Origin of the sequence: Bradyrhizobium sp. BR 10289 (genome assembly GCF_019455385.1) — a bacterium.
Lineage (GTDB): Bacteria > Pseudomonadota > Alphaproteobacteria > Rhizobiales > Xanthobacteraceae > Bradyrhizobium.
In genome coordinates this window covers 16,735-39,573 of sequence record NZ_JACOFR010000024.1, presented here as the reverse complement: position 1 = coordinate 39,573, position 22,839 = coordinate 16,735, and the positions used below count along the sequence as shown (strand labels likewise).

Sequence of the window (22,839 nt, the reverse complement as noted above, 5' to 3'; positions counted from 1 at the left end):
GTTGCGTTTCCTTGTGTCACCGCCAGGCGCGTGCGAGGCGGAAAGCGTCGCCGAACAGCCCGCTCCAGGAGCGCGCCTTGATGAACGATTTGAACGTCGTCTTTTCCTTCTCGACCTTCGGCGTACCGTCGACCCGCAGGAAATTCTGCATCGCCTTCGAGACGAGCTCCGGATAGGTCAGGAAGAAGTTCTGCGACTGGGTGTGCATCAGCGCAGGCATGTCCTTGTACTTCTTCAGGTCCTTGATGACGAAGGACTGGTCCAGCATCGTCTTGTAGAGCGACAGGTTCTCCGCCGTCATCGGATCCTTGCGCGACTTGACCTGGAAGATCGCCTCCGCCGCGATCCGGCCCGACGTCATCGCCAGATTCGAGCCCTCGCGATGGATGGCGTTATTGAGTTGGGCGGCGTCGCCGACCACGACCCACCCCTCGCCATAGAGCTGCGGGATAGCCTTGAAGCCGCCCTCGGGGATGAGATGCGCGGCATATTCCTTCACCTCGGAGCCCTCGATCAGCGGGGCGACGGAGGGATGCCGCTTGAAGCGATCGAGCAGGCCATACGGCGTCTCGCCGGTGCGCTGGAAGTCCGCGACGAGGCAGCCGATGCCGAGCGAGATGCACTCCTTGTTGGCGTAGATGAAACCCATGCCGGTCATGCCGCGGGAGATGGTGCCGGCGGCCTCGATCACCATGCCTTCGTCGCCTTTGAGATTGAAGCGGGCTTCGATGGTTTCGCGCGGCAGGAAATGCATCTCCTTCACGGCGAGCGCCACCTTGTCCGGCGTCGGTCGCTTGCGCAGGCCAGCCCGCGTGCCGAGCAGGCCGTTGACGCCTTCCGCCAGCACGACGACGTCGGCATGGATCTCGCCGTCGGCGCGGTCGGTGCGTACCCCGATCACCTTGCCATAGGCATCCTGCGCGAGCTCGGTCACCGTCGTCTCGCACAGCACGGTGGCGCCGGCCTCGCGGACCTTCTGCGAGAACCATTTGTCGAATTGCGCACGGATGATGGTGTAGCGGTTCGGCTTCTCCTCGTTGAAGTCGTCGGAACGGTAGTGCAGGCCGGTGTGCGAGCGGTCGTCCATCATCCAGAAGCGCTGCTCGACCAGGTGCCGCTCCAGCGGCGCGTCCTCGCGGAAATCCGGGATCAGCTTCTCCAGCATGTCGGCATAGAGGATCGCGCCCTGCACGTTCTTCGAGCCGGAATACTCGCCGCGCTCGAGCTGGAGCACCTTCAGGCCGCGCTGGGCCAGCGTGAGTGCCGCCGCGTTGCCGGCCATGCCGGCGCCGACGACGATGGCATCGAATTTCTCCTCGATCATGGCGTACTCCTCTCAAGGGCTCCCGTTGCAACAGCGGGCGAGGTCCACCTCTCCCCTCCGGGGAGAGGTCGGCGCGAAGCGCCGGGTGAGGGCTCCAAGTCCCTCGATGGAGCGCAACCCCTCACCCGGATCGCTAGGCGATCCGACCTCTCCCTTCGGGAGAGGTGAACGGCGGACACGGATCGCACCAGGCTCGACATGCGCTAGCTCGCGATCCGGTCGCGGGAATGCGGTGATAGCCGGGCGCGGAACGCCGCGGTCAGGGCCGGAAGCAACCGGATCGCGTCGGCGACGATGCCCATATGGGCGAAGTCGAAGATCGGCGCGTTCCTGTCGGTGTTGATGGCGACGATCAGGTCGGCGCCTTCGACCCCGACGCGATGCTGGATCGCGCCGGAGATGCCGGCGGCGATGTAGAGCTTCGGCCGGATGGTCTTGCCGGTCTGGCCGATCTGCCGGTCGGAGGTGACCCAGCCCTTCTGCACCAATGGCCGCGAGCAGCCATATTCGGCTCCCAGAACGGTCGCGAGCTGTCGCACCAGCTGGAAGTTCTCCGGCGATCCGAGCCCGAGCCCACCGGCGACGACGACGTCGGCATAGGCCAGGTTGGATTTTTGGGAATCGCGGTCGGGCAGGAACGACAGGACTTTCGTGACGATGTCGTCTTCGAAAAGGCCGAGCGGATGGCTGACGATGCGTCCGACCGGACGCACGACGCGCTCCGGCATCGGCATCACGCGCGGGCGCACCGTGGCCATCTGCGGCCGATAGTTCAGCGTATAGATCGTGCAGAGCAGCGAGCCACCAAAGGTCGGGCGCGTCGCCGCGAGCGAGCCGTCGGCATCGACGTCGAGTTCGGTGCAGTCGGCGGTCAGACCGGTGAGCAAGGTCGTCGCCACCGAGCCCGCGAGGTCGCGGCCGAGCGTCGTCGCCCCGAGCAGCAGGATCTCAGGCTTGTAGGTGTTGACGACGTCGGTCAGCGCCTTGGTGTAGGACTCGTTACGGTAGTCGGTGAGCAGATCGTCGGCGACCATGTAGACGAGATCGGCACCGTAGCAGAACGACTCCGCGGCGGCGCTCTGCGTCGCCTCGCCCTCGGGGCCGATCACGACTGCGGCGAGATCGACCTTGAGCTTGTCGGCAAGCTTGCGGCCGGCGCCCATCAGCTCCCAGGAGACCGGATGGACCTGGCCGCGCTCCTGCTCGATGAAGACCCAGACATGCTTGTAGGCCTTGAAATGTTCGGGCAGCTCCTTCTTGGTCGCGGCGCGGCCGGAAGCGGGAGCTGCGGTTTTCGGTGCGGTGCCCATGATACTTGCTCCCATCGTCTCAATAGCCGCGCGCCAGCGTCGCGAGCTCGGTTTCGAGCCCCGGCTGGCGCTTGAAGATGGCGTCGATCAACGCCTCCGCCGGCTGCTCGCCGGCCTCGATCAGCACAGCCTTCTCGCTGCGTGCGGCCGGCGCGAACACCCGCTTGACGATGGTGGGCGAGCCGCGCAGGCCGCATTTCGAGATGTCCTCGACACCGGCATCCTGCGCGCTCCACTTGACGATCGGTGCACGTGCGGCGCGCAACGCGTCGGCCATGGCGCCGCGGCGGATCTGGTTGGTCGCCTCCAGCATGGTGACGAGGCACGGCAGCCGGGTCCGCAGGATCTGGACGCCACCCTCGGATCGCCGCTCGGCGTCGATGGTACGCGCCTGCAGGTCCAGCGCGCTGATTTTCGCAACATAAGTGAGCTGCAGCAGGCCGAGCCGCTTGGCGATGCCGGGGCCGACCTGCGCGGTGTCGCCGTCGATGGTCTGCTTTCCCGTGAAGACGAGATCGGGCGCGCCGAACTCGATGGAGATTTTTCGGATCGCGGTGGCCAGCGCGTAGGTGGTGGCGAGCGTATCGGCGCCGGCAAAGAAGCGGTCGGTCAGAAGCACGGCACGGTCGGCGCCGAAGGTCAGCGCCTTGCGAAGACTGTCCTCGGCCGAGGGCGGTCCCATGGTCAGCACGGTGACCTCGCCCCCAAACTGATCGCGCAGCTCGAGCGCTGCTTCTAGCGCGAACAGGTCGTAGGGATTGATGATGGTCGGCACGCCCTGACGCATGATGGTGTTGGTCACGGGATGCACGCGAATCTGCGCGGAGTCGGGGACCTGCTTGATGCAGACGACGATGTGCATATGCTTCTCCAGGACTCGCCTTCAGACTTGGTTCACAGGACAAACAGCAAGTGTCGTACCAACTGCGGGAGAGATCAAAATCGGACGTCGATACAGAGACTTACAGAAGCAACGGTATCGCTTGCATCCGCTTCAGACGGTGGAGCCGACAACGCTGCCGCGACACACGTCGCAAATGCGACAGAGCACGGCTTCACTTCAACGTGCCGATCTGCACCAATGTCGGCGTCTGTTTCGTTTGCGGCGCGACGGCGTCCTTCAGGACCTTGAAGACGCGCTGATCGATCGGCGAGGACGCGACGAAGTCCGCATAGGCCCGCTCCAGAACGGTCTTGCACCGTTCCGCCACGGTCTCGTCCGTCGCACCGGCAAAGTCCTCTGCGGCAAGATATTGCCCCATGCGCCGCAGGATGTGCAGCCGCGCCACGTTGACGATCCCCGGATCGTAATCGACGCCAAGCAGCGTGAAGAACTCTTCGGCCGCCGAGGTCTTGTTGAGTTGCGCGAGGATTCCATTAGCCATTGTCGGTCTCCATCAGACTCTGCGGCGCCATGCCGGACGTGCTCTGTGTCGCGGGCACGCCGGTGTCCCGGACGCGCCTCTGCATGTGGGTCAGCCGCGCCTCCAGGAACTCGACGCGGTCGAGCAGCACGGCGATGGCATCGCCGACCGGATCTGGCATCAGGTGATGGTCGAGATCGATATGGCCGACGACGCGGCGATGGCCGAGCTGCGGGCGCACGACCCGCGCGGGAATTCCGACCACGGTGACATCGGGCGGCGTGCTGTCGATCACCACCGAATTGGCACCGACGCGCGAGCCGGCGCCGACCGTGATCGGGCCAAGGATCTTGGCCCCCGCCCCCACCACGACGCGGTCTTCCAGCGTCGGATGGCGCTTGCCCGGAAACCAGGAGGTGCCGCCGAGCGTGACGCCGTGATAGAGCGTGACGTCGTCGCCGATCTCTGCGGTCTCGCCGATGACGACGCAGGCGCCGTGATCGATGAAGAAACGCCGGCCGATGCGCGCACCGGGATGGATGTCGACATTGCTGGCGAAGCGACCGAACCAGGACAGCAGCCGCGCGGGAAAGCGCCAGCCGCCCGTCCACAGCCGATTGGCGATGCGATACCAGATCACGGCATGAATGCCGGGATAGGTGAGGAGCGTCTCGAGCTGACCACGTGCGGCGGGATCGCGCTGACGTACACAGCCCACGTCCTCACGGATCAGCCTGAGCAAAGACGGCTTGACCGGCCCGGGCGGGGACGGTTCAGCGAGTGGAATATCGACGACACAGCCCATGGTACCCTCACGCGCAGTCGAGAAGCGAGCGCTCGCGCACCTCGCGCCAGATCGCCGTCACCGTCTCCCGGCCGACGGCGCCCTTGTGCTCGACGGCATGCTGGCGGACACGGGCGAGGACGGACTTCGCCTCATCCGCACTCACGGACAGCTGAAGTTCGGCAAGCAGCGCGGTGATCGCGGCAAGCCCCGAATGCTTACCGATGACGATCCGGTTGGAGCGGCCGAGCAGCCGGGGATCCAGCGCCTGGTAGGTACGCTGATCCTTCAACAGGCCGTCGACATGGATGCCCGACTCGTGGGTGAAGACATGCTCGCCGACGATCGCCTTGTTGAGCGGAATGGCGCGCGCCGCCGCGGTCGCGACGACGGACGCCACCTTCTCCAGCTCGGACAGCACCACGCCGGTATCGCAGCCATAGAGCTGCTTGAGCGCGACCGCGACCTCCTCCAGCGGGGCATTGCCCGCCCGCTCGCCGAGACCGATCATGGTGACGGAGGCATGCGTCGCACCGGCCTTGATCGCGGCCAGCGTGTTGGCGGTCGCAAGCCCCAGATCGTCATGACCGTGAAATTCGAGCTCGAGATCGGTGGTGGCGCGAAGCGAAGCGATCAGCGCGAAGGAGGCGTCCGGATCGAGCACACTCAGGGTATCGGCAATGCGGAACCGGCGTGCGCCCGCCGCCTTTGCGGTTGCGATCAGCTCGACCAGGAAGTCGACGTCGGCGCGCGAGGAGTCCTCGCCGCCGACCGCGACGTCGAGCCCCCTGTCACGGGCATAGCCGACCACCCGTCTCACCTGCTCCAGCGCCGCCGGCCGGCCACCGCCGAGCTTGGCGGCGATCTGCACGTCGGAGGCGGGGATCGACACGTTCACCATGGAGACGCCGGCCGAGATGGCGGCATCGACGTCCGACGACCGCATCCGGCACCAGCCGATCGCCGTCACCGGCAGACCGGCCTCGACGATGGCGCGGATCGCGCTCACCTCGTCGTGGCCCATGGCGGGCGTGCCGGCTTCGATCTCGGTGACGCCGGCGGAGGCCAGTGCACGCGCAATCGAGACTTTTTCCGCAGTGGTAAAGGCGACACCGGGCGCCTGCTCGCCGTCACGCAACGTGGTGTCGTTGAGCACGATGGGTCGGGGTCGACCACCATCCAGCCGCTTCGTCGGGTCGGAAAACACCATCCGCGCACTCCCATCATTCATTCCGATCAGGAGTTCAGCAACCCTCGTGCCATCGTCAGATGGACCGCCAAGCAATTGAAATTCATCGAATTATCGGCCGCGCTCGCTTTGTCGCAAATGCGACAGCGTCTGACAGGCGACGTGTCAGGTGTCGGCAGATTTGCGGCGGATATGGATGACGATGTCGAGCCGCGAGATCTCATGGCCCGGCAAGGGCTCGGGCATCTGCTCGAGGAGAAGCGTTTCGGGGACGTCGATCAGCGTGTCCTCGCCGTGAAGATAGAAATGCGGATGCACCGTCGTGTTGGTGTCGAAGAACGACCGCGAGCCATCCGGCCCGATCCGCCGCAGCAACCCGGCCTGGGTGAACTGGTTCAGCGTGTTGTAGACGGTCGCCAGCGAGAGCTGGATGTTGGCCTCGACCGACTCGGCAAAGAGCATCTCCGCGGTGACGTGACGGTGCCCCTGGCTAAACAGCAATTCCGCCAACAGCACACGCTGGCGCGTCGGCCGCAGGCCGGCCTCGCGCAACCGCCGGAACGCGGAACATTCGCCGCTGCGTTGCGCAGACGGCTCCATGTCCAATCCATCGACGAAGGATATTTCCGGATACGCGTCCATGATCACCTCACGCCGACCGGGCGGCGTCGACATGATCGCCGCTACCGCGCAAAAATTCCCGCCGGCGCTCGGCCATCCGGCTCTCGCCGTTCTCCTCGCCGAAGCAGAGGTCGAAATCATTGCATTGCGTGCAGACCGGCGTCGTGCACATCACGAAACCGTCGTCCTCGCAGAGCATGCGATAGAAGAAGCGCTTCCAGCGCATATTCCTGGTGTTGCGGGTCGCCAGCGGCGCAAAATGGCGCAGCAGCAGGCGTGACAATTCAGGCCGCTCGCGCAATCCGAGATCTTCCCAGAGGTGGTTCGGCTCCATCGCGCGCCGCGCCACCATGGCCGCAAGCCAGCGGCCGACATCGCCTTCGGTCGAGCGCTGCGCGAGCAGGAGATCGCGCACCATGATCGTCTCATCGTCGGTCTCGGAGGTCGATTCTGGTATCCACGTGAAGGCACGGACCATGGCCGAGGGGAAACAGCCGATGAGCAGGTCGTTGAGCTCCTGCGCGGAAAGGCCGGCGCGCTCGGCGATCGAGCCACCATCCATCACGGCTGCGGCCAGGATCGAGGCCAGCACGTGGCGGTCGAAATCATCGTCGGCGCTGATATCAGCTTCCGCCGGAGCGCAGCCCGTCAGCAGGCGGTAAAACTCTATTCCGGCATGCGGCTTGCCGGCTTCCGACGCTGCTGTCGGATACGCCGTCGCTTCGATGAGACTTGCTCGCGCCGCAATCACGGACCGCTCCGCCGGTTATGCCGCAGGGTCGTCGAAAGATGCCGGCCCCCGACGCAAGGGGGCCGGCAGGATGGTCAGGCCGTTGCGAGCTCGGCCGCGGTCTTGCCGATCTGGCTTTCGTCCACAGCCTTCATGATGCCGTGCTCCATCAGCATGTCCTCGAGCTCGTCCATGCTGATCGGGGTCGGGATGATGCCCTTGCCGGCGTTGTTGTGGATCCTGGTCGCGAGGTTGCGATAGTGATCCGCCTGCTTGGAATCAGGCGCATATTCCAGCACCGTCATGCGGCGCAGCTCGGCGTGCTGCACGATGTTGTCGCGCGGCACGAAGTAGATCAGCTGGGTGCCGAGCTTCTTGGCCAGCGCTTCCGCCAGTTCCAGCTCCTTGTCGGTCTGGCGCTCGTTGCAGACCAGGCCGCCGAGGCGGACGCCGCCGGAATTGGCGTATTTCAGAATGCCCTTGGAGATGTTGTTGGCGGCATACATCGCCATCATCTCGCCGGACATCACGATGTAGATTTCCTGCGCCTTGTTCTCGCGGATCGGCATTGCGAAGCCGCCGCAGACGACGTCGCCGAGCACGTCATAGGACACGTAGTCGATGTCCTCATAGGCGCCGTTCTCTTCCAGGAAGTTGATCGAGGTGATGACGCCACGGCCGGCGCAGCCGACGCCCGGCTCCGGACCACCGGACTCGACGCAGCGGATGTTCTGGTAGCCGACCTTCATGACGTCCTCGATCTCGAGGTCCTCGACGCTGCCGGCGTTGGCCGCCAGACTCAAAATGGTATCCTGCGCCTTGGCGTGCAGGATCAGGCGGGTCGAGTCCGCCTTGGGGTCGCAGCCGACGATCAGGATCTTGTGACCCATCTCGGCAAGCGCCGCGAGCGTGTTCTGCGACGTCGTCGATTTGCCGATACCACCCTTGCCGTAAAACGCGATTTGTCTCAGTGAAGACATGTTGCTCTCCATCAACCGATTGCCAATGACTCCGCGCTGCTCGCGCGAGATTGCTTCTCTCTCAGAAGCGTGGGCCCGCGGGGTTCGGGAAGGAGAACATCGCTCGCCAGCGGCGTCGGCGTGTTCTCAGCCCTCACTCGTTGTTGCCCCATCCAAATAGCAACTGGCGTGCCATTCGCTGCGCGCGCTCTAAGGCGCTGAATGCGCTTGCGAAATATTTCGATGCAAAGCGCCGACAGAAGCTGTGTCGAACCTTACAGAGGTACGGCCTCTGTCAGAAACCGGACAAGGATCGCAGCGCCAGCGGTGCAAATGCACCACAACCGCGGCTGCGCGGACACGGAACGGAAATTGCTAACTCTCCTCGTGAGGAAATTGAGGAGAACGACAGATGCAGATCGGTGTCGAGACAGCCAAGGCCGTCGACCAGCGACGCGTGTTCGTGGTCGACGAGGACGAGATCACCCGCGCAGCGCTCCAGTTCATGCTGCATGACGAGATCGAGACCCACGAGCTTGCCACGCCGGAAGAGGCCTATGCCAAGGGCGTGGACTGGCTGAAGCCGGATGTGGTGCTGCTCGGCGTCTCTTTCCTGAAGACGCGCGGCCCCGCCCTGGTCGGCGAACTCGGCACAAGATTTCCGGGCGTCCGCATTCTCATTGTCACCGACAAGTCCGACGAGACCACGGCGGTCGAAGCCATGAAGGCAGGTGCCCACGGCGCGGTGGTGAAGCCGCTGACGCTGGAAGGCGTCCGCAAGAAGGTCGACACGATCCTCGGCCGCGGCGGCGCCGCGCCGCTGGTCCAGCTCAGCATGATGAAATAGGAGCGCGGGCGTGGCTACTGTGCTGTTCTACCAGAAGCCCGGTTGCGGAACCAACGCCCGGCAGATCCGCGCGTTGGAAGCCGCTGGGCATCAGGTGATCGCAAAGAGCCTCCTGACAGAGGCATGGAGCGCTCAGGCGCTGCGTGCCTTCTTCGGCGAGACGCCGGTCGCCTCCTGGTTCAACCCGGCGGCGCCGCGAATCAAATCCGGCGAGGTGAAGCCGGCAGAGATCGACGCGGCGGGCGCGATCAGCCTGATGCTGGACGATCCCCTGCTGATCCGGCGTCCGCTGATCGAAGCCAATGGCGCAAGATGCGCCGGCTTCGACCGCGAGCCGGTTCCGTCACTGCTTGGCGGCGAGCGAAGCGACCTGCAGGGCTGCACGCGGCCGGAGGCGGCGCCGCGTTGCGCGGAGCCGTGAGGCTCAGCTCCGCGCGAGCACCATGACCAGGCGATCGACGCGGCGGCCCTGTTTCAGGTGCTCTTCGACGATCTCGTCGATGTCATCCGGCGTGGTCGGCCGGTACCAGACACCATCGGGATAGACGACCATCAACGGACCCGCTCCGCAGAAACCGAGACAGCCGGATGCGGTAAAACCGATATCGGTGAGACCTTTCGCCTCGATCGCCTTGCCGAGCCGCTCCCAAAGCGGCCCGCCGCCCGACGCACCGCAGCTTCCCCGCGGATGACCCGGCGGGCGCTGGGTGTGGCAGGCGAAGACGTGGTGGCGGTAGAGCTGCGGAAGCTCGAACTCCTCGGTCATTCCGTCGCTCATGACGCCGCCACCGCAACGCCCTTGTCGTTCAGAACCGCGGCAAGCTCACCCAGCTTGAACATCTCGCGCACGATGTCGCAGCCGCCGAGAAACTCGCCCTTGACGTAGAGCTGGGGGATGGTCGGCCAGCTCGAGAACGCCTTGATGCCCTCGCGAATATCGGGGTCTGCGAGCACGTTGACGCCGGTGAAGGGCACGCCGAGGCCGTTCAGAATCTGCACGACGGTGCCGGAGAAGCCGCATTGCGGCGCGGCCGGGACACCCTTCATGAACAGCACGACATCGCTGCCCGCAATGATGTCCTTGATACGTTGTTCGGTCGGTTCGCTCATGCTTCTATCCTTTCCATATTCATGTCGGCACCGCCGTTTCGAGCGCGAGCGCGTGCAACGCCTCGCCCATTCGCCCCTTTAGTGCGGCATAGACCATCTGGTGCTGCTGGATCCGGCTCTTGCCGGCAAAGGCCTGTGAAACAACGCGCGCGCCGTAGTGATCGCCATCACCGGCGAGATCGGTCACGATCACATGGGCATCCGGAAACGCCTCTCTGATCAATTGCTCGATGTCCGGTCCCGCCATCGCCATGTCGCACACTCCTGCTCTACGCCAGCTCCATGCAAGCGCCAAACCAGTTTCGGAACCCGTGCTTTCAGAGGGACTTGCGGACCTCGCACCGGCGTCGTGTCCGACTTCCGACAACACCGCTGGCATGCGTGTCGATGACGTGACGAACGCGGGCCGGCTTGCTGCGGACATGGCAGCGACGCCTCGCGGCGCCGGGAATTGACGCGCTTTCGCGGCGTTTCCCGTCCGGCCCGGCTTTTGCTTCGTGAGCACAGCAACCGTATTCCGATACGCTGGAAGAGGAACCCGAATTGTCTCACACCGACTTAAGCCGATTGGGCGATGGACCCCGAATCCCGACGATGGCGAGCGGCTCATGACAACCGTCCTTGTCGATTCCGACGGCATCAATTTCGGTGAGCTCGCGCCCGAAATCGACTCGCTGCTGCAGCAGGGCGTGGTCAGCTATCGACGCGACCCGCTCGAGGCCGATCGCATCTTCCGCCAGGCCCTGGACGCGGCGCCGACGGAGCTCGCAGTCTATTTCTGTCTTTACAAGACCCACACCTATCGCGGTCGCCTCGACGAAGCCCAGAGCATCGCCGAGCGCGGCTTGCGCGAGGCCGCGCATCAGGCCGGCTGGAGCCCTGATTGGCGACGCTGGCAGCCGCAGGCCGAACTGCCCGATGGCGCCGGCCGCTTCGCGCTCTACACGCTGAAAGCGCTCGCCTTCATCCACCTGCGCAAGGACGAACAGAAACAGGCCCACGAACTGCTCGCGGCGCTGCGGCGGCTCGACCCCACGGGCGCGGTCGGCTGGCCGGTCGTCGCGGCGCTCGCCGAGGGGCTGCAGTGAGGGAGCGATGACGATCACCGAGCTTGCCGACAACGAGACGCTGATCGCCGGCATCATCGCCGCGCTGCGCACCGTTCACGATCCCGAAATTCCCGTGAACATCTACGACCTCGGCCTGATCTACCGGATCGAACCGAAGGATGGCGGCCTGGTCGAGATCGACATGACGCTGACCGCGCCAGGCTGTCCGGTCGCCGGCGAGATGCTGTCCTGGGTGGAGAAAGCGGTCATCGAGGTCGGCGGAGTCGAAAAGGTCGCGGTGCGGCTGGTGTTCGATCCGCCCTGGGACTCATCGCGGATGACCGACGACGTCAAGCTCGAGCTCGGCCTGCTCTAGAACAACCAGATGCAAACGCAGAGGAGAGGATGCAATGATCGAACTGACCGCCAGCGACGGAACGAGTTTCACCGCATATCGAGCCGAGCCGGCGGACACGCCCAAGGGAGCCGTGGTGGTCCTTCAGGACGTCTTCGGCGTCACACCCGAGATCCGCAAGGTCGCGGACGCCTTCGCGGCGAAGGGCTATGTCGCGATCGCGCCATCCCTGTTCGATCGGGTGAAGCCGGGCGTCAGTCTCGGTCACGATGAGGGCGGCAGGGCCGAAGGCGCGGCCATCAGCGCCCAGATCGGCAACGAGCAGGCGATCTCCGACATCCAGGCGACCGTGAACGCGGTGAAGGACGCCGGCAAGGTCGCAGTCGTCGGCTATTGCTGGGGCGGCGATCTCGCCTACACCGCAGCCAACAAGGTCAACGGTATCGCCTGCGTGATCGGCTATGACGGGGCCGAGACCGTCACCGACTATCGCGAGAAGCGCAAGGTGCCGACGCTCCTGCATTTCGGCGAGAGTGACCCGGAACTGCCGCTGGAGGCCATCACGCAATTCCGCGCCTGGCGCCCCGACGTCAGCGCCTTCACCTATCCGGAAGCCGCCCAGGGTTTTGGCTGCAACGAGCGCGGCAACTATCGCGAGGATGCGGCGGCGACGGCTCTGGAACGGACCCTGTTCTGGATCTCGCAATATGTCGAAGGACAGCAACCGATCCTGCTGAAGAACGCCGGCGCCTATGCCCAGGCGAAGACCGAGAAGAAGAAAAAGAAGAAGGCCGACGACGATCTCGGACCACCGATGGATTAAGCGAGGCTCGCGAAATGCTGCCGACAACCATCCTCATCGACGACGCGCCGCGCTGCGTCGTGCGGCCGACCGACACCAAGGATCTCAATCGCTTCATCCGCAACGGCAAAGGATTCTTGCTGGCCGAGAGACCCGAGGGCAAGATCACACACCGGGCGGCGACCGAAACCGAGATGGGCAAGTGGCAGAGCGGCCTCGCCCTGCACAAGGCGTGGGGCGGCGCCGAGGAAGAGTTTTTTGGACTGCCGCTGTCCGATTGACGCTGTGCCTTTCAAGCGTGGCCGCCGCGCGCATCGTGCGGATTTCCCGCCTGGTTGCGCATCCAGTCGGCGAGCTTGGTCAGCGCGGCATCAAGCTCCCCACGCGCCGCTTCATCGGCAACCGTTTCCGTCAGCGCACCGCGCATGCAAAGCAGCCAGGCATCACGCTCGGCGCTCCCGATTGGAAAGCCGATGTGACGCTGGCGCAGCCGCGGATGGCCCTTCTCCGGCGAATAGAGTTTTGGCCCGCCGGTCCATTCGGTGAGATAGCGCTTCAAAACCTGCTTGGTCGATGTGAGGTCGCCCGGATGCATGGAACGAATGCCGGCGGCTTCGGGGAACTCATCCATGCGGCGGTAAAAGCTCTCCACCAGACGGTCAATGACGACCGGCCCGCCGATCCGCTCGTACATTGAAACCGTGACCACCGTGTCGCTCATGCCGATGCCTTCTGCTGTGCGCGTCTATTCGTCCATGCTCGGTGACAGGATAACCTCCGCCGGTGCACCAGGGCCTTGATCGGCGACAAATTCCAGGGCGGACACGCGCGAAAGCCCGCCGCCGCTGTCAAGCAGCACCACGGCGTCTTCCGGAAGCCCCTTCAATCGATCGATCAGCTGAGCGACGGTCACGACCAGCTCTCCACTAGTCTGGGTGAATCATGATTTCCATGGTCTCGTCATGATCGTCGAAGGCGCTGAACGGCCGGTCGTCCTCAACCAGCCGCTCGCCGCACAGGCAGACCTCCCCGTCGACCACCGCCAACGCAATGGGCTGGAGGCTCTTGCCGTTACAGGGGCCGTCGATGCAGAGTCCGCTGTCGATCTCGAACATGGCTCCGTGACGGCCGCATTTCAGGAACCCACGATCCTGCGTGAAGAAGTCGCCGCTGCCGATATTGAGCCAGACCCCGTCATGCGGGCAGGCATTGACGTAACCGATATAGGCGTTGTCGTGGGTCCGGATCACGACGATCGGGAACGGCCGGCTCTCGCCGGACGCATCGAATCGCGACAGGCTGAACGCCCTCGCGCCGCCGCGTTCGATCTCGTCACTCGCGCAGATGACGAAGACGTCGATTTCTTCCGGACCCATGGGCACTCCTCCTGCGGGTCAAGCCGCCGCTGGCGTGGCCGCCTGCTTCAGCGCGGTCAGCTCGTCGCGGGTCAGCCGGAACACCCCCCGCCCGCCGGCGAGCGTCTGGTAGACGTCGCCGGCCTTGTCACTGAGAAAGTTGAACCAGGCTTGCGGCGTCAGCCCCTCGGGCCGCTCGCTGATCTCGACCACGGTGCCATTCGGCGCAAAGCGCGCGTGAAGAATGACGTTCTGCGTGTCCATCGTTTCCACTCCTGCGCTCACAGACCGGACGAAAAGCCCAGCAGCTCGATCTTGACGTCCTCCGTGCCCAGCACGGTCGCCTGGCAGGCAAGCCGCGACTTCGAGCCGACACCGACGATCGAATCGAGCTTCTCGTTCTCAAGCTTTGCAATCTTCGACAGGCCTTTGCGCCCCTCCTGCACGAAGATATGGCAGGAACCGCATTTGGCCTGGCCTTCGCACTTGTGAAGGATTGCGATGCCCGCGCCGAGCAACGCGGCGAGCAGTGTCGTGCCCTCCGTAACTTCGATGGTTTTGCCTTCAGGCATGACGGTCAGTGTGCTCATGATTGTCGTCCTCTTCGCTTGGTGATGGGGCTCTCTTCAATAGATCGCCGCGCCTGCGCCCACATTGATCGAAGCGTCCTTCATGGTCTCGACGATGAATTCGATCTGGCTGTCCGTGAGGTGGGTATGAAACGGCAGCGCGATGGCGCGGTCGGCGATCTTCTCGGTCACCAGGAGATCGCCGCGGCGGTATCCGAGATCGAAATAGTGCCGCTGCAAGTGCAGCGGCTGGCTGTAAGCCGCGGCCTCGACCTGCTCGACGCGAAGATCCTCGGCGATGGCGTCGCGGCTTGAGCGGGTGAAGCGCGTGCCGAGATGCACGAGATAGAGAAACCAGTTCACTTCGGTCACGTCGGGACCGACATAGGGCGGCTTGATGCCCTCGAACGACTGCACATGCGTCGCATAGAGCTGCTCGACCAGCCGGCGGCGCTCGATGATCTCGTCGATGCGCTTCAGCTGAGCCAGCCCGAGCGCAGCCGCGAGATCGCTGATGCCGGCCTGATAAGCAGCCGCAGAGCTCACCACGACGGAAGAGCGCTCGCTCAGCCGGTGCGAGCGGTGGCGGCGCAGTGCCACCGCAAGGTCGATATCGTCGGTGACGACCATGCCGCCCTCGCCGCAAGTCAGCAGCGAAGGCTGAGCGAAATCGAACACCGCGACGTCGCCGAAACTGCCGACCAGCCTCTCCTTGTAGCGCGAACCGATCGCTTCGGTGGAATCCTCCAGAAGCACGAGATCGTGCCGGCTCGCGATGTCGCGGAGCTCCGACCAGGGCGCCGGGTGGCCGTTGGTATTGGCTGCGAGAATAGCCCGCGTCCTTGGCGTGATGCGCTCCTCGACCTTCGCCGGCGCCACGTTGCCGGACCAATAATCGATATCGGCAAACACCGGCCGTGCGCCGGCAAGGCTGATCGCATGCGCAGTTTCCCGGAACGAATAGGACGACGCGATGACTTCGTCGCCTGCGCCGAAGCCGTAGGCTTTCAGGGCGAGCATGAGGCCGATGGTGCCGCTTGGGACCGCTATCGCATACGCGCGGCCGACATAGGCGGCGAACGCGGCCTCGAACTCTTCCGCAAGCGGACCGTTCGAGATCCGCGGCGAGCGCAGCACGGCATCGATCGCGCCGATCTCTGCCAGAGTGACGTCGGGGTCGGAGAGTGGAATGTAATCGTGGCCGGCCTCGACCGCGAGTTCGTCGATCTCCGCAACGTCATCATAGGCGAGAGCGGGCTCGGTCATGACTTGACCGCCCGCTTTGCCAGTACGATGCCGGTCGCGCGTGCCGGATCGTCGGTGATCTGCGCGCAGTGATCGGCGCTGTCGAGCAGATGCAGGTCGAACAGCCCAAAGCTGCGGAACGGCGCCTCCGTCACGTCGGAGGCATCGCAGCGGATCCAGGCGAGGTGCGGAAACCGTTGACGAAGGGTCGAGAAGACCTGTGGCGCCGCATCCGGTGCGGCGAGCGCCTGCTCGATCTCGGTCAGTTCGTGCGCTGCCAAAGCCATCCCGCTCCCCCTATTGCCAGAACACGCGTTCGGGATCGACGTTCAGCACATCGGTCACCGAGGTGAGCCGCTGGTGTGTCGAGTGCAGCATCCAGATGCCCCGTTCGTGATCTTTGCGGAGCAGATGCCAGGTTGCGCTCGCGCAATCATAGTGCAGCAGCGCGATTTCGATCACGCCGCCCTCGGCGTCGATGTTCCGTGAGCAGCACGGGCTCTGGATCAAATAGCCGCCGGCGACACAAGCGACGTTCGGCGAGACATAGCGATAACGCTGCCGCGACTTCAACGCGCGTTCGATTCGCCTGCAATCGAGCTCGTTCGGATGTGCCGGCACACCAGCATCGGCTCGTCTGAGGACCGCGGCATTCATCGTGGCATCCCTACAGCGGACTGATTTCTTCTTCGAGGCAGCCGACCACCAGCCGCTCGCCGAACTCGACGAGATAGATCGGCAGATTGGCGTCCGTATGCCGGCCGACCTGCACGATCTCCCCGGTGTGGCCGACCCCGACGAGCAGACCTTCGGCCGGCGCATCCGGAAACGAGCCGTCATTGTGCAGGTCCACCGCCGCCTTCACGCGCTGGCCCCATTGGTACTTCGGCAATTTGGGTTCGATCATCATGATGCAGCCTCCGGCAGCGGAATGTCCTCCACCGCATCACGCGGAGTGACGGGGTCGAGCTCCTTGCGCTTCATCCCGACGCGGTTGCCGCTTTCGAGGAATTCGACGCCATAGATGTAGAATTGCTGAAGGAAGGTGCCGATCGAGACCACGTAGCCGATCTCGCCCTTCTTGGCGAGAATGTCACCGATCTCCTTGCCGGCATAGGTGCCGTCGTTGCGGATGGTGCGCTTGGCCCGCACCTTCTCGCCGAAGCTGAAGAACGGCGCGGCCGTCAGCTCGACGACGTCGCTGTCACGGACGATGTTGCTCATAGCGACGCTCCCGTTTCTCGTTCCAGCCGCACGGCCACCCGCGACCGCGCGACCTCGCGCACCAGGCCGTCCTGGTCTTCGACCAGCCCCATGAGTTCGCCGGCAGCCGCGCGGCTTGCAACCTCGTAGCGGATGCGCCAGTCCGGATCGCGACGCATCAGCGCCAGAAGCTGCGGCGACAGGCGCTGCGCGACCTCAAGCCGCACGGCCGCGTCCCGGTCGTTGATCATGCCGAGCAGCCATTCGTCGGGAACGCGCCGGGCCACGACGCGGCGCACTTCCGCCTCCTCGTCATTGATCATCCGGCCGAGCAGCAGCGGCGCCAGTCTGCGCGCGACGACGAGGCGGACGTAATAGTCCTCGTCGGACGCCATCGGCAGCAGCTCGTCGCCGTCGATCAGGGTGGCAACCCGCATCCTGACCTCGCGATGCGGATCCCCGCGCAGTTGCAGCGCATAGCGCCTCGGCAGGCGGCGAACGGCGTTCCAGCGCACGGTCTCGTCGGCATCGCCGAGCAGCGGCGGCAGCAGGAACACGTTGGCAAATTTTGCGGCGATCGCGCGTACCTCGAAATGCGGATGGCCGAGATAGCCGTCGGCGAGGCCGGGATTCCAGTTGAAGAAGCGGTCGATGCGGCGTGCATAGCGATCGTTGACGCAGGCACGCCTGATCTGGCAGCCGCCGGCGCCGTTGAGCGCCAGGTGAGCACATCCGGCGCAATCGACCTCTTGCCCCTGCCAGTCGAGGGCTTCGTCGATGTCGTCAGTCATCGTCCTGCCCCATGCGCTCGAGCACACCCAGCAACACCTTGGCGCCGATCTTGTCGGTAGGATCGAGCTCCAGCAGCTTCTCAACCGCCAGACGCCCCTCTTCGGTCTCGCCGAGGCGCATCTGCAAATAAGCGTAGCCCTTCAACGAAAACAGGAAGAAACGCGGAAGGATGTTCTCGTAGCGGCCGAACTCGGCATCGCTTGCCCGGACACGGCGCCAATCGGTCGAGAAATTGTTCTCCTCCGCCGCTTTGAGCAGACAGCGACGGGCGACATCGAGCGCCTCGGCGAGGCGCCCCTTGTAGAAATAGAAGCGATAGAGGCCGATCAGCACGGCAGCATGGCCGGGCGCGAGAGACTCGGCCTCGCGCAGGTGACGTTCCGCGATGTCGTCCAGGTGATAGGAGAGCCCCGCCTCCCACAGATGATGTTCTGCTTCAGTCGGCAGCCCGCGTCCGAGCAAGGCGCTGGTGACCAGCGCCTCGTTGATCTCGACCTGCGGGCTGACGAACGTGTCGGGCATGATTGTCGCCTGTTCAGTGATGTCCGCAGGAGACCTGCTTCGGATCGTGGAACACGAGCCCGGTCTGGGTCGGCGTATCCGCGAAATCGATGGTCACGCCGTCAAGCAGCAGCCGGCTTTCGGCCGGCAGGAACAGCTTGACGCCGTCGCGCTCGACCACGGCATCGCCGGCCCGGGGCTCGGCGAGCACGTGGATGTCGGCGGCAAGGCCGGAGCAGCCGCCCGGACTGACCGCGAGGCGGAAGCCGCTGCCCGCGCCCCCGTCGACCCGGAGCATCATGCGCATGAATTTCTGCGCCGCCGGTGTGATCGTGAAGTTCATCCCATCCCCCTCAAGCAGGCGCCTGGTAGCGCGGCAGTGACGTATCGATGACGCAGGTATTGTCGACCGGGCACACCGCCACGCATTGCGGCTCATCGAAATGGCCGATGCATTCGGTGCACTTCTTCGGGTCGATCACGAAGGTCCCGCCCTTCTCGCGGATGGCGACGTTCGGGCATTCCGGCTCGCAGGCCGAACAGCTCGTGCACTGCGAGGCAATGATCTTGAACGGCATCGGTCCCTCCTCAAGCCGCCGAAATCAGCGCGCCCTGGCGGATGGCGGCATCGCCGCGCTCCACGTGCTCGATCTCGCCGCTGTTGACCTTGTCGAGATAGGCCTTGAACCAGGCGATCGCCGACTTCTCGATGAACTCGTGGGCATATTGATCGACCGGCTCGATGCCGGCCTTGATCAAATCGCCCTTCGGGCAGCCGCCGATCTTGGCCACGAACACCGCGTGGCAGTCATTGATGGCGCGGATGATGGTCTCGAGGCTGTCCTCCTCGCCATAGCCGCCCTGGCAGTAGAGATCGACGCGGCGATGGCCGACGAATTTCGCGCCCGCCGTCGAGAGTTCATAGACCTGGAACTCCTTGGCATGCCCGAAATGCTCGTTTATCAGGCCTGAGCCCTTGGTCGCGACCGCGGCCAAGACCTTGATGTCGCTGGAACGGCCTGCGAGCTCGGCCAGTTCTTCCTGCTTGGCGGCGACCTTGGCGACGCGTTCCTCCTCGACCTTTTCCTGATACGCCTTGCGGGTCTCGGCGTCGTATTTGACCTCCATAGCCATGATCTTCTCGGTGGTGAACTCGGCGCTGCGATCCTCGCCGAGCAGGCCGACCGCATCGGCGCGACACTGGCGGCAATGCCGCATCATGTTCATCTCGCCTTCGCAGGAATCCTGCAACGCCTTCAGCTCCTGCGCGCTCGGGCCGCGCTGTCCGTTCAGGCCGAACACGGTGCCGTGCTCGGGCGCCGAGATCAGCGGCATGATGTTGTGCAGGAAGGCGCCGCGCGACTTCACGGCCCGGTTGACCTCGACCAGGTGCTGGTCGTTGATGCCAGGGATCATCACCGAGTTGACCTTGCAGAGGATGCCTCGCTCGGTGAGCATCTCCAGGCCCTGCAGCTGCCGATCGGTGAGGATCTTGGCGGCCTCGTAGCCCGTGTAACGCTTGTGCTTGTAGAAGATCCAGGGGTAGATCTTCGCGCCAATCTCGGGATCGACCATGTTGATGGTGATGGTGACGTGGTCGACATTGTACTTGGCGATGGTGTCGACATGATCGGGTAGCATGAGGCCGTTGGTCGACAGGCACAGCTTGATGTCGGGTGCGGTATTGTAGATCAGCTCGAACGTCTTGAAGGTCTTTTCCGGGTTGGCAAGGGGATCGCCGGGGCCGGCGATGCCGAGCACGGTCATCTGCGGAATGGTGGAGGCGACGGCCAACACCTTCTTGGCGGCCTGCTCAGGCGTCAGCTTCTCGCTGACCACACCGGGGCGCGATTCATTGGCGCAATCGTATTTGCGATTGCAGTAGTTGCACTGGATGTTGCAGGCCGGCGCGACCGCCACATGCATGCGCGCGTAGTGATGATGCGCCTCTTCGCTGTAGCAGGGGTGGTTCTTCACCTTCTCCCAGATCTCGGTCGGCAGATCGCCCTGCCCCGCCTGCGACCCGCAGCTTGCCTTGCCGCTGCCGCCGGTGGTGCCGCAGCCCTTGTGCTCGGCGATGGCCTGCATGATCTCGCCGACTTCCGCAACGTGACCGTTGCTGCTGGCGTCGTGTTGCGCTGAAACGTCCATGTGCTCAGTTCTCCTTGCAGGCCGAACAGATTTGCGGGGCTCTGATTTCGAGAAGCGTCCTAAGAGTCGTTCTAGAAAGGTATTAGCAACCCGCATGCCACCGCCGCGCCTGCGACTTTCTTCGCTTGCATCAAGGAGTTAGCGCGCTCATGACGGAATGTCGGGTTGTCAACGCGTGTTGGAAAGGTGACAGACGCGACATCGTCGACGAGATGCATCGATGCGCGCGGGATCTTCGCGCGAAGACAGCCCGCGCGAAGATCGTCAGATCGGAAACTCGATGGAGGATCAGCCCGCCAGTACGATCTCGACCGCGCGTGCAAGCGGGATTGCAAGCGGAGTCAGGCCCTGGCTCACCAGGAAGCGCAGCTCGTTCTTCGACAGCGTGTCGGGCTCGACAACGGCATAGTGGGTGTCGGTCGAACGCTTCGAGACCTGTCGTGCGTAGGTGCGCAGGAGCTGGTCGTTGAAGCGGCAGCCGAGGAACAGAAAGCTGCGGCCGGTGCGTCGCGCCTTGACCTCGTCCGGGATCGGCGTCTGGATGTCGATTTCGGTCAGCACTTCGACATAGTCGGCGTCCGAAATCAGGAAGTTCTTGGCCGGCGCCACGCTGCCGTGAGGCTTGTAAAGGATCGTGGTCCAGGTGCCGGCCTTGGCGCGGTCGACCTCCTGGCCGTCGGCATCATAGAAGCGGTACCAGCGGTCCTCGCCGATGCCGGCGCGGGTGATGCCCTGGATTTCGCCCCAGTCCCCGCGCCCGGCGAGCGCGCTGCGCATCGCACCGTCGTACCAGCTGTCGACGATCAGCGGCAGCGGCATGGTGGCAAGATGGCGATGCAGCGCGGTCGGTGCCACCGGACTGGCAAACGCATCCGCCATCAATGCTGTCACGGTGGCGCGGTGCCTGGTGCTCTCGATGTGCTGCGCGGAGGCCCAGGCATTGCCGCGGGCGCGGCGTGGCAATGCGACCTTGGTACCGAAGAAAGCCGCCAGCGCCTCCGGGTTCATCGGCACGGCAGGTGCCGCGAGCTCGACGACGCCCGGTCCGAGATAGGGAATGACGTCGCCGCCGCGCAGCCGCGCGACAACGCCGCGAAGGATGGCTTCGGCATCTGCTGGGTTGGCAAAATCGATCTGCGGAACCGGCGCGTTCATCACTCGTCTCCCTCGCCACCGCGCTTCTTGGCGTTAATAGTGATCGGCAGGTTGGTATCGGCGGCCATCTGCGGCAAGTCGAGCACCCAGCCATTGGCGATCTTGATCCAGCCGCCCCACAGCGTCTCATGCTCGGATTCGACGATCGGCTCCTCGAGATCCTTCTTCGGAACGTAGATCGACAGGCCGGTCTCCGGCGAACGGCGAATCATGACTTTCATGAGCTGAGCTCCTCGGTCAGAGAGGTGTCGCTCGCGCGCTCTTGCCACGAAGGAGACAATGCTCTCAGTTTCGATAGGATGTCCGGCAGCACGTGCAGGACGCGGCCGATTTCGTCCGCCGTGGTTTCGCGGGACAGCGAAAAGCGGATCGCGCCGCGCAGCGCCTGTGGCGGCACGTGCATCGCACGCAGCACGTGCGACGGCTCCATCGACCCCGATGCGCAGGCCGATCCCAGCGAGGCTGCAATGCCGGCGCGGTTCAGATGGTGGATGATCGCCTCGCCCTCGACGTACTCGAAGGCGATGTTCGACGTATTCGGCAGCCGGTTCTTGACATCGCCCAGCACCATGCAGTGGCCGAGCCGCAATATCCCCTGCTCCAGCCGGTCGCGCAGCGCGGCGATCCCGGTCCGCTCCTGCTCGAGTTGGCCGGCGGCGAGTTCGGCCGCCTTGCCGAGACCGACGATGCCCGGAACGTTTTCGGTGCCGGCGCGGCGGCGGCGTTCCTGCGGCCCCCCCAGGATCAGCGGCTTGAACTTCGTGCCCTTGCGCAGGTAGAGCGCGCCGATCCCCTTGGGACCATGCAGCTTGTGGCCGGAGAGCGAGAGCATGTCGATCTCGGTGGCGCTCAGATTGATCGGAATCCGTCCGGCCGCCTGCACCGCATCGGTGTGAAACAGCGCGCCGGCCGAACGGGCCATCTTGGCCAGGAACTCGACCGGGAAGATCGTGCCGGTCTCGTTGTTGGCCCACATCACGGAGGCGATCGCGGTGCGCGGACCGAGCGCGCGCCTGTAGGCCTCGATGTCGAGCCGGCCGCGCCTGTCCACCGGGATGAGGTGGCTCCTGATGCCGCGGCGGGCGAGATCCTCGGCCAGCGACAGCACCGCGGGATGCTCCACCGCGGAGATGACGATCTCGTCGCGCCCCTCCTGCACGGCAAGCGCCGACAGGATCGCGGCGTTGTCGGATTCGGTCCCGCCCGAGGTGAAGACGATCTCGTGATCGAACGCTGCGCCGATCAGGCTCTGGACGCTGCGCCGCGCTTCCCTTACCGCCTGGGCGACATCGCTACCGAAGGCGTGCGCCGAGGACGCGTTCCCGAACTGCTCGGAGAAGAACGGCAGCATCGCCGCGACGACGGAAGGGTCCGTGCGGGTCGTCGCGTTGTTGTCGAGGTAGATCGGCCGCACGGAATCCCTC

Annotated in this window: 36 protein-coding genes; 6 read left to right on the top strand and 30 right to left on the bottom strand. The window is 64.6% G+C overall.

Annotated elements, in window-relative coordinates; translation table 11 throughout:
* Positions 1–16: 16 nt before the first annotated feature.
* The 9 genes from HYH08_RS29970 to nifH form a co-directional block, all read right to left on the bottom strand.
* The gene (locus tag HYH08_RS29970; RefSeq protein WP_211405688.1) at positions 17–1,324 is read right to left on the bottom strand and encodes an FAD-dependent oxidoreductase; all 1,308 of its coding nucleotides are present in this window, start codon (positions 1,322–1,324) and stop codon (positions 17–19) included.
* Positions 1,325–1,527: 203 nt separating this feature from the next.
* Positions 1,528–2,634 carry an electron transfer flavoprotein subunit alpha/FixB family protein gene (locus HYH08_RS29965; RefSeq protein ID WP_220013427.1) on the bottom strand — a complete coding sequence of 369 codons (1,107 nt, stop codon included), beginning with the start codon at positions 2,632–2,634 and terminating at the stop codon, positions 1,528–1,530.
* 19 nt (positions 2,635–2,653) lie between these two features.
* Positions 2,654–3,496 carry an electron transfer flavoprotein subunit beta/FixA family protein gene (locus HYH08_RS29960; protein WP_220013426.1) on the bottom strand — a complete coding sequence of 281 codons (843 nt, stop codon included), beginning with the start codon at positions 3,494–3,496 and terminating at the stop codon, positions 2,654–2,656.
* 193 nt (positions 3,497–3,689) lie between these two features.
* A complete protein-coding gene (nifW, locus tag HYH08_RS29955) occupies positions 3,690–4,019 on the bottom strand; it encodes a nitrogenase stabilizing/protective protein NifW (protein ID WP_220013425.1) in 330 nt (109 codons plus the stop codon).
* Positions 4,012–4,803, bottom strand: coding sequence for a serine O-acetyltransferase (gene cysE / locus HYH08_RS29950; RefSeq protein ID WP_220013424.1), 792 nt, complete (start codon positions 4,801–4,803; stop codon positions 4,012–4,014). The genes nifW and cysE overlap by 8 nt, the downstream gene beginning before the upstream one ends.
* Positions 4,804–4,810: 7 nt before the next feature.
* Positions 4,811–5,992, bottom strand: coding sequence for a homocitrate synthase (gene nifV / locus HYH08_RS29945; RefSeq protein ID WP_220013423.1), 1,182 nt, complete (start codon positions 5,990–5,992; stop codon positions 4,811–4,813).
* Positions 5,993–6,136: 144 nt separating this feature from the next.
* Entirely contained in the window at positions 6,137–6,613 is a 477-nt protein-coding gene (irr, locus tag HYH08_RS29940; RefSeq protein WP_502789056.1) for a Fur family transcriptional regulator Irr, read from the bottom strand.
* Between the two features lie 7 nt (positions 6,614–6,620).
* Positions 6,621–7,319: a nitrogen fixation protein NifQ gene (locus tag HYH08_RS29935; RefSeq protein ID WP_349631472.1), complete on the bottom strand. Its 699-nt coding sequence runs from the start codon at positions 7,317–7,319 to the stop codon at positions 6,621–6,623.
* A 98-nt stretch (positions 7,320–7,417) separates the two neighbouring features.
* Positions 7,418–8,302 carry a nitrogenase iron protein gene (nifH, locus tag HYH08_RS29930; protein WP_220013421.1) on the bottom strand — a complete coding sequence of 295 codons (885 nt, stop codon included), beginning with the start codon at positions 8,300–8,302 and terminating at the stop codon, positions 7,418–7,420.
* A gap of 391 nt (positions 8,303–8,693) precedes the next feature.
* Between nifH and HYH08_RS29925 the strand changes: the two genes are divergently transcribed.
* Both HYH08_RS29925 and HYH08_RS29920 read left to right on the top strand, forming a co-directional pair.
* Entirely contained in the window at positions 8,694–9,128 is a 435-nt protein-coding gene (locus HYH08_RS29925) for a response regulator (RefSeq protein ID WP_220013420.1), read from the top strand.
* 10 nt (positions 9,129–9,138) lie between these two features.
* The gene (locus HYH08_RS29920) at positions 9,139–9,549 is read left to right on the top strand and encodes an ArsC/Spx/MgsR family protein (protein WP_220013419.1); all 411 of its coding nucleotides are present in this window, start codon (positions 9,139–9,141) and stop codon (positions 9,547–9,549) included.
* Between the two features lie 3 nt (positions 9,550–9,552).
* Here HYH08_RS29920 and HYH08_RS29915 read toward each other — a convergent pair whose 3' ends face one another.
* The 3 genes from HYH08_RS29915 to HYH08_RS29905 are packed head-to-tail and all read right to left on the bottom strand — an operon-like array spanning position 9,553 to position 10,491.
* Positions 9,553–9,906 (bottom strand): (2Fe-2S) ferredoxin domain-containing protein, encoded by a 354-nt coding sequence (locus HYH08_RS29915; RefSeq protein WP_220013418.1) that lies wholly within the window; start codon positions 9,904–9,906, stop codon positions 9,553–9,555.
* Entirely contained in the window at positions 9,903–10,238 is a 336-nt protein-coding gene (grxD, locus tag HYH08_RS29910) for a Grx4 family monothiol glutaredoxin (RefSeq protein ID WP_220013417.1), read from the bottom strand. The genes HYH08_RS29915 and grxD overlap by 4 nt, the downstream gene beginning before the upstream one ends.
* 19 nt (positions 10,239–10,257) lie before the next feature.
* Positions 10,258–10,491, bottom strand: coding sequence for a BolA family protein (locus HYH08_RS29905; RefSeq protein WP_220013416.1), 234 nt, complete (start codon positions 10,489–10,491; stop codon positions 10,258–10,260).
* 355 nt (positions 10,492–10,846) lie between these two features.
* Here HYH08_RS29905 and HYH08_RS29900 point away from each other — a divergent pair, with 355 nt between their 5' ends.
* From HYH08_RS29900 to HYH08_RS29885, 4 genes are read left to right on the top strand one after another with little or no spacing between them, the layout of a single operon-like run.
* Entirely contained in the window at positions 10,847–11,326 is a 480-nt protein-coding gene (locus HYH08_RS29900; protein WP_220013415.1) for a hypothetical protein, read from the top strand.
* A 7-nt stretch (positions 11,327–11,333) separates the two neighbouring features.
* Positions 11,334–11,663, top strand: coding sequence for an iron-sulfur cluster assembly protein (locus tag HYH08_RS29895; protein WP_220013414.1), 330 nt, complete (start codon positions 11,334–11,336; stop codon positions 11,661–11,663).
* Between the two features lie 34 nt (positions 11,664–11,697).
* Complete coding sequence (locus tag HYH08_RS29890) at positions 11,698–12,465, top strand: dienelactone hydrolase family protein (RefSeq protein WP_220013413.1); 768 nt, start codon at positions 11,698–11,700, stop codon at positions 12,463–12,465.
* Positions 12,466–12,479: 14 nt separating this feature from the next.
* Positions 12,480–12,725 (top strand): hypothetical protein, encoded by a 246-nt coding sequence (locus HYH08_RS29885; RefSeq protein ID WP_220013412.1) that lies wholly within the window; start codon positions 12,480–12,482, stop codon positions 12,723–12,725.
* Positions 12,726–12,736: 11 nt separating this feature from the next.
* Here HYH08_RS29885 and HYH08_RS29880 read toward each other — a convergent pair whose 3' ends face one another.
* The 18 genes from HYH08_RS29880 to nifS all read right to left on the bottom strand — a co-directional run bounded on the left by HYH08_RS29880 (position 12,737) and on the right by nifS (position 22,829).
* Positions 12,737–13,165, bottom strand: coding sequence for a group II truncated hemoglobin (locus tag HYH08_RS29880; protein WP_220013411.1), 429 nt, complete (start codon positions 13,163–13,165; stop codon positions 12,737–12,739).
* A gap of 24 nt (positions 13,166–13,189) precedes the next feature.
* On the bottom strand, positions 13,190–13,357 hold the full coding sequence (locus tag HYH08_RS29875; protein ID WP_220013410.1) for a hypothetical protein: 168 nt from the start codon (positions 13,355–13,357) through the stop codon (positions 13,190–13,192).
* A gap of 13 nt (positions 13,358–13,370) precedes the next feature.
* Positions 13,371–13,820 carry a Rieske (2Fe-2S) protein gene (locus tag HYH08_RS29870; RefSeq protein WP_220013409.1) on the bottom strand — a complete coding sequence of 150 codons (450 nt, stop codon included), beginning with the start codon at positions 13,818–13,820 and terminating at the stop codon, positions 13,371–13,373.
* Positions 13,821–13,838: 18 nt separating this feature from the next.
* The gene (locus HYH08_RS29865; RefSeq protein ID WP_220013408.1) at positions 13,839–14,063 is read right to left on the bottom strand and encodes a hypothetical protein; all 225 of its coding nucleotides are present in this window, start codon (positions 14,061–14,063) and stop codon (positions 13,839–13,841) included.
* Between the two features lie 17 nt (positions 14,064–14,080).
* On the bottom strand, positions 14,081–14,389 hold the full coding sequence (locus HYH08_RS29860; protein WP_220013407.1) for a 2Fe-2S iron-sulfur cluster-binding protein: 309 nt from the start codon (positions 14,387–14,389) through the stop codon (positions 14,081–14,083).
* A gap of 36 nt (positions 14,390–14,425) precedes the next feature.
* The gene (locus HYH08_RS29855; protein WP_220013406.1) at positions 14,426–15,634 is read right to left on the bottom strand and encodes a DegT/DnrJ/EryC1/StrS family aminotransferase; all 1,209 of its coding nucleotides are present in this window, start codon (positions 15,632–15,634) and stop codon (positions 14,426–14,428) included.
* Entirely contained in the window at positions 15,631–15,900 is a 270-nt protein-coding gene (locus tag HYH08_RS29850) for a DUF6129 family protein (RefSeq protein WP_220013405.1), read from the bottom strand. Before HYH08_RS29850 ends, HYH08_RS29855 begins: the two co-directional genes overlap by 4 nt.
* Positions 15,901–15,910: 10 nt before the next feature.
* Positions 15,911–16,270 carry a DUF3024 domain-containing protein gene (locus HYH08_RS29845; RefSeq protein WP_220013404.1) on the bottom strand — a complete coding sequence of 120 codons (360 nt, stop codon included), beginning with the start codon at positions 16,268–16,270 and terminating at the stop codon, positions 15,911–15,913.
* 10 nt (positions 16,271–16,280) lie between these two features.
* Entirely contained in the window at positions 16,281–16,520 is a 240-nt protein-coding gene (locus tag HYH08_RS29840) for a nitrogen fixation protein NifZ (RefSeq protein ID WP_100181328.1), read from the bottom strand.
* Positions 16,520–16,837 carry a nitrogen fixation protein NifZ gene (locus HYH08_RS29835; RefSeq protein WP_130364760.1) on the bottom strand — a complete coding sequence of 106 codons (318 nt, stop codon included), beginning with the start codon at positions 16,835–16,837 and terminating at the stop codon, positions 16,520–16,522. The genes HYH08_RS29840 and HYH08_RS29835 overlap by 1 nt, the downstream gene beginning before the upstream one ends.
* Positions 16,834–17,607, bottom strand: coding sequence for a 4Fe4S-binding leucine-rich repeat protein (locus HYH08_RS29830; protein WP_220013403.1), 774 nt, complete (start codon positions 17,605–17,607; stop codon positions 16,834–16,836). Before HYH08_RS29830 ends, HYH08_RS29835 begins: the two co-directional genes overlap by 4 nt.
* Positions 17,600–18,130, bottom strand: coding sequence for a hypothetical protein (locus HYH08_RS29825; RefSeq protein ID WP_220013402.1), 531 nt, complete (start codon positions 18,128–18,130; stop codon positions 17,600–17,602). The genes HYH08_RS29830 and HYH08_RS29825 overlap by 8 nt, the downstream gene beginning before the upstream one ends.
* A gap of 13 nt (positions 18,131–18,143) precedes the next feature.
* Positions 18,144–18,452, bottom strand: coding sequence for a HesB/IscA family protein (locus tag HYH08_RS29820; protein WP_220013401.1), 309 nt, complete (start codon positions 18,450–18,452; stop codon positions 18,144–18,146).
* Positions 18,453–18,462: 10 nt separating this feature from the next.
* A complete protein-coding gene (locus tag HYH08_RS29815) occupies positions 18,463–18,687 on the bottom strand; it encodes a 4Fe-4S binding protein (RefSeq protein WP_080136056.1) in 225 nt (74 codons plus the stop codon).
* 10 nt (positions 18,688–18,697) lie between these two features.
* On the bottom strand, positions 18,698–20,260 hold the full coding sequence (gene nifB / locus HYH08_RS29810; RefSeq protein WP_220013400.1) for a nitrogenase cofactor biosynthesis protein NifB: 1,563 nt from the start codon (positions 20,258–20,260) through the stop codon (positions 18,698–18,700).
* A 288-nt stretch (positions 20,261–20,548) separates the two neighbouring features.
* On the bottom strand, positions 20,549–21,415 hold the full coding sequence (locus tag HYH08_RS29805; protein ID WP_220013399.1) for an SIR2 family NAD-dependent protein deacylase: 867 nt from the start codon (positions 21,413–21,415) through the stop codon (positions 20,549–20,551).
* Positions 21,415–21,636 carry a putative nitrogen fixation protein NifT gene (nifT, locus tag HYH08_RS29800; RefSeq protein WP_100178678.1) on the bottom strand — a complete coding sequence of 74 codons (222 nt, stop codon included), beginning with the start codon at positions 21,634–21,636 and terminating at the stop codon, positions 21,415–21,417. The genes HYH08_RS29805 and nifT overlap by 1 nt, the downstream gene beginning before the upstream one ends.
* Positions 21,633–22,829 (bottom strand): cysteine desulfurase NifS, encoded by a 1,197-nt coding sequence (nifS, locus tag HYH08_RS29795; RefSeq protein ID WP_220013398.1) that lies wholly within the window; start codon positions 22,827–22,829, stop codon positions 21,633–21,635. The genes nifT and nifS overlap by 4 nt, the downstream gene beginning before the upstream one ends.
* Between the last annotated feature and the right edge of the window lie 10 nt (positions 22,830–22,839).